Origin of the sequence: Holdemanella porci (assembly GCF_019052655.1) — a bacterium.
In the GTDB taxonomy this organism is placed as follows: Bacteria; Bacillota_I; Bacilli_A; order Erysipelotrichales; family Erysipelotrichaceae; genus Holdemanella; species Holdemanella hominis.
The window spans coordinates 1-6,758 of record NZ_JAHQVB010000086.1 but is presented as its reverse complement, the minus strand read 5'-3'; the positions used below and the strand labels follow the sequence as shown (position 1 = coordinate 6,758).

General features: G+C 34.1%; 9 protein-coding genes. 3 read left to right on the top strand and 6 right to left on the bottom strand.

What is annotated here, in order from left to right; genetic code table 11:
- Positions 1-145 precede the first annotated feature (145 nt).
- The 3 genes from KTQ83_RS10840 to KTQ83_RS10830 are packed head-to-tail and all read left to right on the top strand — an operon-like array spanning position 146 to position 1,952.
- Entirely contained in the window at positions 146-745 is a 600-nt protein-coding gene (locus tag KTQ83_RS10840) for a YigZ family protein (RefSeq protein WP_117926638.1), read from the top strand.
- Between the two features lie 47 nt (positions 746-792).
- On the top strand, positions 793-1,050 hold the full coding sequence (locus tag KTQ83_RS10835; RefSeq protein WP_117926637.1) for a hypothetical protein: 258 nt from the start codon (positions 793-795) through the stop codon (positions 1,048-1,050).
- Complete coding sequence (locus KTQ83_RS10830) at positions 1,047-1,952, top strand: GNAT family N-acetyltransferase (RefSeq protein WP_217256816.1); 906 nt, start codon at positions 1,047-1,049, stop codon at positions 1,950-1,952. Before KTQ83_RS10835 ends, KTQ83_RS10830 begins: the two co-directional genes overlap by 4 nt.
- Positions 1,953-2,082: 130 nt before the next feature.
- On the opposite strand, the gene KTQ83_RS10825 is transcribed toward KTQ83_RS10830, so the two are convergent.
- The 6 genes from KTQ83_RS10825 to KTQ83_RS10800 all read right to left on the bottom strand — a co-directional run bounded on the left by KTQ83_RS10825 (position 2,083) and on the right by KTQ83_RS10800 (position 6,693).
- Entirely contained in the window at positions 2,083-2,277 is a 195-nt protein-coding gene (locus KTQ83_RS10825) for an HAD hydrolase family protein (RefSeq protein WP_217256817.1), read from the bottom strand.
- A 50-nt stretch (positions 2,278-2,327) separates the two neighbouring features.
- Complete coding sequence (locus KTQ83_RS10820; RefSeq protein WP_217256818.1) at positions 2,328-3,524, bottom strand: MupG family TIM beta-alpha barrel fold protein; 1,197 nt, start codon at positions 3,522-3,524, stop codon at positions 2,328-2,330.
- A 17-nt stretch (positions 3,525-3,541) separates the two neighbouring features.
- Complete coding sequence (gene bsh / locus KTQ83_RS10815; protein ID WP_217256819.1) at positions 3,542-4,492, bottom strand: choloylglycine hydrolase; 951 nt, start codon at positions 4,490-4,492, stop codon at positions 3,542-3,544.
- A 291-nt stretch (positions 4,493-4,783) separates the two neighbouring features.
- On the bottom strand, positions 4,784-5,332 hold the full coding sequence (locus KTQ83_RS10810) for a chromate transporter (protein WP_217256820.1): 549 nt from the start codon (positions 5,330-5,332) through the stop codon (positions 4,784-4,786).
- The gene (locus KTQ83_RS10805) at positions 5,325-5,873 is read right to left on the bottom strand and encodes a chromate transporter (protein ID WP_217256821.1); all 549 of its coding nucleotides are present in this window, start codon (positions 5,871-5,873) and stop codon (positions 5,325-5,327) included. Before KTQ83_RS10805 ends, KTQ83_RS10810 begins: the two co-directional genes overlap by 8 nt.
- Position 5,874: 1 nt before the next feature.
- Positions 5,875-6,693, bottom strand: coding sequence for a Cof-type HAD-IIB family hydrolase (locus KTQ83_RS10800; protein ID WP_117926719.1), 819 nt, complete (start codon positions 6,691-6,693; stop codon positions 5,875-5,877).
- Positions 6,694-6,758: the final 65 nt, after the last annotated feature.

Sequence of the window (6,758 nt, the reverse complement as noted above, 5' to 3'; positions counted from 1 at the left end):
ATGAATATAGAAATAAACCAATATTCATATCTCTCTCCTAAAAAATAATAATAAACAAAAAGGAACCATTCTAGACGCCAACACTAGAATGGTTTCTTTTCTACTAAACTTGTAGAATATAGCTATTCTTTGCTACAATACAACTATGCCAAGAATTCAAAATGATTGTATAAATACAATAGAAATTAAAAAAAGTAAATTTATTACCTACCTTCATAGAACACAGGATGAACAAGAGGCAAAAGACTTTTTAAAAGCTATAAAAAAAGAACATCCCAATGCCAATCATCATTGTACAGCTATGATTATAGGAAACATTATGCGATCTAACGACGATGGAGAACCAAGTCAGACAGCAGGTCACCCTATGTTAGATGTGTTGATGCATAATGAAATGCAAGATATTCTAGCCGTTGTAGTACGCTATTTTGGAGGAATCAAGCTTGGAACCGGAGGACTTGTGAGAGCCTATAGTTCGAGTATTTCCCAAGCTTTAAAAGTGGCAACACTGACAACTGTAACTACACTTCAAGAATATCAAATTCATTTTTCTTATGATCTCATCGGAAAAATTGACCATTACTTTAGAACACAAAACATTGAAGTTATTGAACAACAATATGAAGAAGATGTTGTCTATCATTTCCTTGTTCAAGAAGATATTTCTAAAGATTTAATGGAACTCACAAATGGAAAAATAAAAATTCAATACATACAAGACATTGAAACCGAATGCGTTATTTAATCCGCATATTATGAATATGATATACTTTAGAAAAGCGAGGTACCTTTATGGATAGTATTTTTACTCTTATTGCCTTTTTTGTGATTTTCTTTATATTTGGAACCCTAGCAAGCTGGCTACTTCCATTTATTTTGCCAATCATCATTTTCTTCTGGATTATTTCCCTATTTACAGGAAGAAGGCATGTTCACTTTCACACTTATCGCAGTACACAAAGCCAAAATGAACAACCAAAATCAACTCCAAAACATGGAGCTATTGATGTTGAATATACGGAACACGAAGAAGATGGAGATAACCAATGATTTGTCACAACAGTGTTGGATATGATGCACAAATCAAAGACTTGTTGATTAAATCCGCATTTAATATGGATAAAAAAGAAATCGATGCCTGGATAAAATATCAATACGATCCACAACACATGTTCTGTTTCTGGCAAAACGATAAGATTACTTCTTGTCTTCAAGTTACAAAAAGAACTATGATGTTTTTAGATCGACAAATGCACGTATCTGTGATTGGTATGGCTGCAACTTTACCAGATTATAGACAAAGAAAACAATTTTCTAACTTATTAGATGCTGCCATTTCACAAGCTACCTATAACGATTTATTAACCATCACATACACAAACATGCCAAAATTATTTGAGGCAAAAAGCTTTCAACACATTTCAAACACAAAAGAATATTGGATTGGAGCTCCACTATGCAGAAGTGGTAATCCTTATCATGTAAAACAAAAAGCAGAGAACTTATACACATTATATTTCCAATTCATGCAGTATTTTGATGGCAGTATTCTATTAAGTGAAGATGAATTCAACAAACTTATCCAATATCATAAAAGCTTAAAAAAATCCATTGTCACAATGGTTAATGAAGATAAACAACCGAAAGGATTTGCGATATATTCCACAAAAGACAATCAGGCTCATGTAGAAGTTTTAGTTTACTTTGACTCTCAAGCCATCCAAGATCTTCTAAGTTATTTATCCATCAACAATGAAGTAACATCCGTTCTAATCAGCGAAAGTGAAAGATTTGATAAATTATTCCCACTTCATTTTCCTAGAACCGATAAAAAATTAATGGTCAGACTCAACAATTATAAATTATTCGATAAATTCTCTAACACAAACGTTAGAAACGCAAAAACAGCTTATGAACTATTAGAAAAGCCTACATGGAACCATTTCCAGTAGGCTTTTTATTATGAAACGCAAAAAAGGAGGCATCGCTAAAAACCTCCCTTTCTGCTTAGAATAATGGATTTAGATACTTTCAACAAGCATCCTCCATTATCTTAACACGTTTTAAATGAAATGAAACAAATTATTTTTGTCTTGCCAAAATCTCCAACATATTTCGAGCCACACTGTACTCATAATAAGGACCCAATTGATTGTTTGCGGCATACTTTGCCTCTTTCAAAGCTGTGCATGGCGCATACGAATGTTTAAACATCGACAACATCTGTAAATCATTGCCACCATCACCATAATTCCAATGATAGAAATGTAAAAACAACTTATGAATTATCAGAAAAGTCTACGCAGAATATTTCCAGTAGGCTCTATTTACTTATTCATGAAGCAAAAACTTCTGCCAGCTTTTACTTCATTCAATAAAATATGATCGGCTTCTGGAATATGACCAATACGATTTCTTTGACCATCCACCTTCATATCCTTTAACACAATTTGCACTTCACCACGATAATGCGCCAAGTTATCATTCACAATGACTACATCTCCACGATGATAGTATTCTTCATCTATTTTTCTTTCTGGAATATTCTTTTTACCGTAGAACATTCTTGTCCAGCGAGAACGAATCATGTAGTATGGTGTTTCTCCACATTGGTGATACATATTATCAAATAAAATTTCTTTTTCCAAATCTGTGACACCATCATCTAAAATGACTTTAAATGGAACTCTCTCTACATCTCCATGAGGAAGCAATTCTGCCAAGTAGTCTTCTCCAACTAGTTTTGGTATATTGACATAAGCTTGGTTCATCACTCGATCAATTGCTTTAAATTCTTCTTCACTCGCAAAAGCATTTCCGAAGATGATTTCATCCACATCACCTACCGCAATCCAATGACGAACCTGCAATTCAGCTGGAATCCAACGGTGATCTTCAACAGTTGGAAGTCCATCGTGTACTGGCCATGGCCCATGTGTATAGTCTTCATTACTAGAAATAAAGACAGCACTAGGAATACCCAAAGTTGCCAATCCTTTATTGATCGAACGAATACTTTCTAAATCGGATGCCGTATAACGTTCTGGATAAAAATTGTGGCAAGTAGAGAAGTTCTTTGGATTTGCCCCATTTTCTAATGCCATGCGAACAGCTTGAATCATACAACTTGATAATTCGATTGTAATATTATAAGGGTTGTTGATTAAAGTCACATCTCTTTGGTCAAAATATGGAAGGTCCATACGAATGATGTCTATTCCCATTTCTTTAAAGATAGAGATGTCACTTTCGCTAGCACCCATTTTCTTAAAGAATGCGGTGTTGCAGTCACCAGATACTTTCATTCCATGTTTATGTGCTAAATCACAAAAAATTTTAAAATAATCAAACACTTCTTTTTTGGTGCCCGGAACACTAAACATACTTGTAAAGATTTTTGTGAAACCATAACGGCTTGCCATTGTTAAATAGTTTTCGATTTCCTCCATAGATTCTTGTTCTGGATATAAAGAAACGCCTAAAATTGGTTTTTTTACTGGTTTTGTTTCACCTAAAAGTCCCATTATTTTCTCCTTTTAAACTAATTTTGCATATGAATTATTTCTTCTTCAATCGTTGGATAAGAAATAAGTGTTTCACCATCTAAATTCTCATTAAACATATTCACACCACTGATCTGATGATTATTGTATGTCGTATAATAGTAAATTCCATTTCTTAAGTCGCAACAAGACGTATAAATTGTATATTCATACTTTCCTGGTTCCACTTCACAAAGACCTTTTTGTTGCTTGACACTACCAATAATTTGGAAATATTGACTTAAATCATTCTTATCACTCGTCGCATTGGCTCTTGTATAGGCAACACGCACAAATCTGGATCCACTCGATAAATCACCCGGAAGTCCCATAGCTCCAAAGCCACGTGAATAGGCAGTTAAATCCAACCCAAAGTTATTTTCAGGCTGTTTGTTTGATAAATACATATAGTCATTCAAGCGAAATAACTGCATAGGAAAAGGCGGATTGTTTGTCAAAACATGCGTAGGATTATCATATACATGCATACCATCTTCCATACACTCCACGACAATGCTTTCATTTTCATCACTGATCATATAGTGTAATTCAGCTACTGGAAATTGTTCATTAAATGGTGTCGCACAAACATTTGTATTTTCTAATACGACTCTTGCCTCTTTGACACTTGCACATTGCGATAAGATCCAAGGAATAAATTCAAAGGCAGCCACATTGTTCTTTTCTTCTTGGACTTCATAAAACTTTGCATTCCCAACAAAGTTTAATCCAGCCATTCCCAAGCCTTTCTCATTCATGGCATCATAATACAATGGATACTCTTCGAATACGTGAGCCATTCCAACAATCGCATAATGACTTTCATGTTTATCTAAATGTCTAAAATGAAAATCATAATTGCGTGGCGTAACAGCTACTTGTTCTCCATATGAAAATTCATAATCCAAACTCCTTCCGAAAAACTGATTAAAACTTAATGCGGTACACATTAAAATCATCTCCTTCTACTTAGTAGCTTAACACAAACTACAACAAGATTACACACATAATAATGTACAAATCAAAATATGTGTTCATTGCGTTAAGTACCAAAAAAATATATATTTTAAGTGTCATAAGAAATGCCTTATCTTATGATTAACCCTTTGGAAAATTATTCAACCCTATAAACTCAAGATACATTTTTATCTTAATAATTTTCCTCTCCCTAAAGCAATGTCAAGCCCGGACATTGCTTTTTATTTTACCTAAAAGAAAAAAGCCATAAGTTTCCCTATGACTTAAAACGCAAATACAATTCCTACCACTGCACTAGCTACAATAAACCAGATTGGATGTAATTTTGGTTTATACTTACTCAATGCCAACAATACGAATAGACAAATAAACTGCTTCCAGTGAAATGTTGAGAAAGTGTAATCACCAAATAAAGTTGACACCAAAATATCAATGGTTGCCACGGCAATAAAGGCAACTACAGCAGGTTTTAATCCGGCAAAGATTTGTTGAACAAGTGTAGCCTCTTTAAATTTCTCTAAGAAATTAGCAATGATACAAATAGTGATCAAACTTGGTAAAACCAAACCGATTGTTACCACAATGGATCCTAATATATCATATTGACTAAAGCCTACATAGCTAGCCATATTGACACCCATTGGACCTGGTGTAGATTCACTAACCGCAATCATTGTGGATAGATCACTCATAGTATACCAGCCATAACGAACCCCAATCTCTCTTAAGAAAGGAATGGTCGCAAGACCTCCTCCTACCGCAAATAGGCCAGTTTTGAAAAATTCTAAAAACATAAGTAATAACTTAGTCATTTTTCTTTAACCATCCTATTCTAGAAAAGACAACACCCGCAATACCAGCACCAATCACAAGTAACACCGTAGATACTTTAGTAAACATCGCAAAAATAAGTGCCACCGCAAAAATCAAGACACCAATCTTATTCTTAATATTGCCCTTACCTAATTTTAATACCGCATTGATCATCAACATACATACAGCTACACGAATTCCATTTAGGGCATGTTGTACAATGGCTAAACTTGAAAAGTTTGTGATCAAACCTGCAATTATACTAATAATGATAATAGATGGAGTAACTACACCTAGAGTAGCTGCAATCGCTCCTGGAACTCCGGCTTGATAGTATCCAATAAAAGTGGATGTATTGACCGCAATAACACCAGGTGTACATTGACCAATCGCATAATAGTCCATGACTTCATCTTCTGTAGCCCAATGATATTTTTCAATAACTTCCTTTTGAATCATTGGCAACATGGCATATCCACCACCAAAAGTAAATAGACCCATCTTAAACCAAGAAACATATAATTGAATGAGTTTCTTCATTTTACTCTCCTTTTAATACAAATTTTTCAATGACTTCACAAACAGCGCCTTCTTCACAAGTAGCCATTGTGATATAGTCGCAATCCGGCTTGATACCTGGCGCTGCATTTTGTACTCCCACGCCTAAGCCAGCATCCTTAATCATGGATAAATCGTTATAGTTATCCCCAATCGCAATCGTATCCTGAATATCAATATGTAATAGATTGGCTAGTTTTTTTAGTCCAGCCCCCTTATTTACACCCTTATGATTAAATTCAATATAACGATTACTTGAATATGAAACATCCATATCATACGTAATATCCTTTAGATCACGATCAATGCTTTGAAGATACTCAAAATCTGTATTTGTATATAATACTTTTACAATTTCTTGTCCCTTTAAAAAATCAAGATTTTGATCAAATACCTCAATCATTTCTTGACGATTCTGCACATATCTTTTTTCATCTTCCGTTAAGTTATATGCATATACCGCATCACGCGTGTATACATGAATGACTACATCATACTTTAATCCACGCTTATATAATTCTTCAGCTTTTTCAAAAGAAATACCTTCAAAATGTAAAAGTCGATTATCCTTATTTTCAGTGATAGCACCCCCATTATATGAAATCACATATTGGTTCGCTTCATCAAAAAGATCCAATTCCTTTAATGTACCCTGAACTGTGTTATAACCTCTTCCTGTTGCCAGTACAAATTTAACACCTAAATCTTTCAACTTCTTAATGGCCTCAATATCTCTAGAATCAATTGTTCGATCAGGTTTAATCAAAGTTTCATCTAAATCACATGCAATTAGCTTATACATAAGTAAATACCCTGGTATATTGTAATTGACCCATCTAGCTGGTCATTTACAACATACATCTCCTT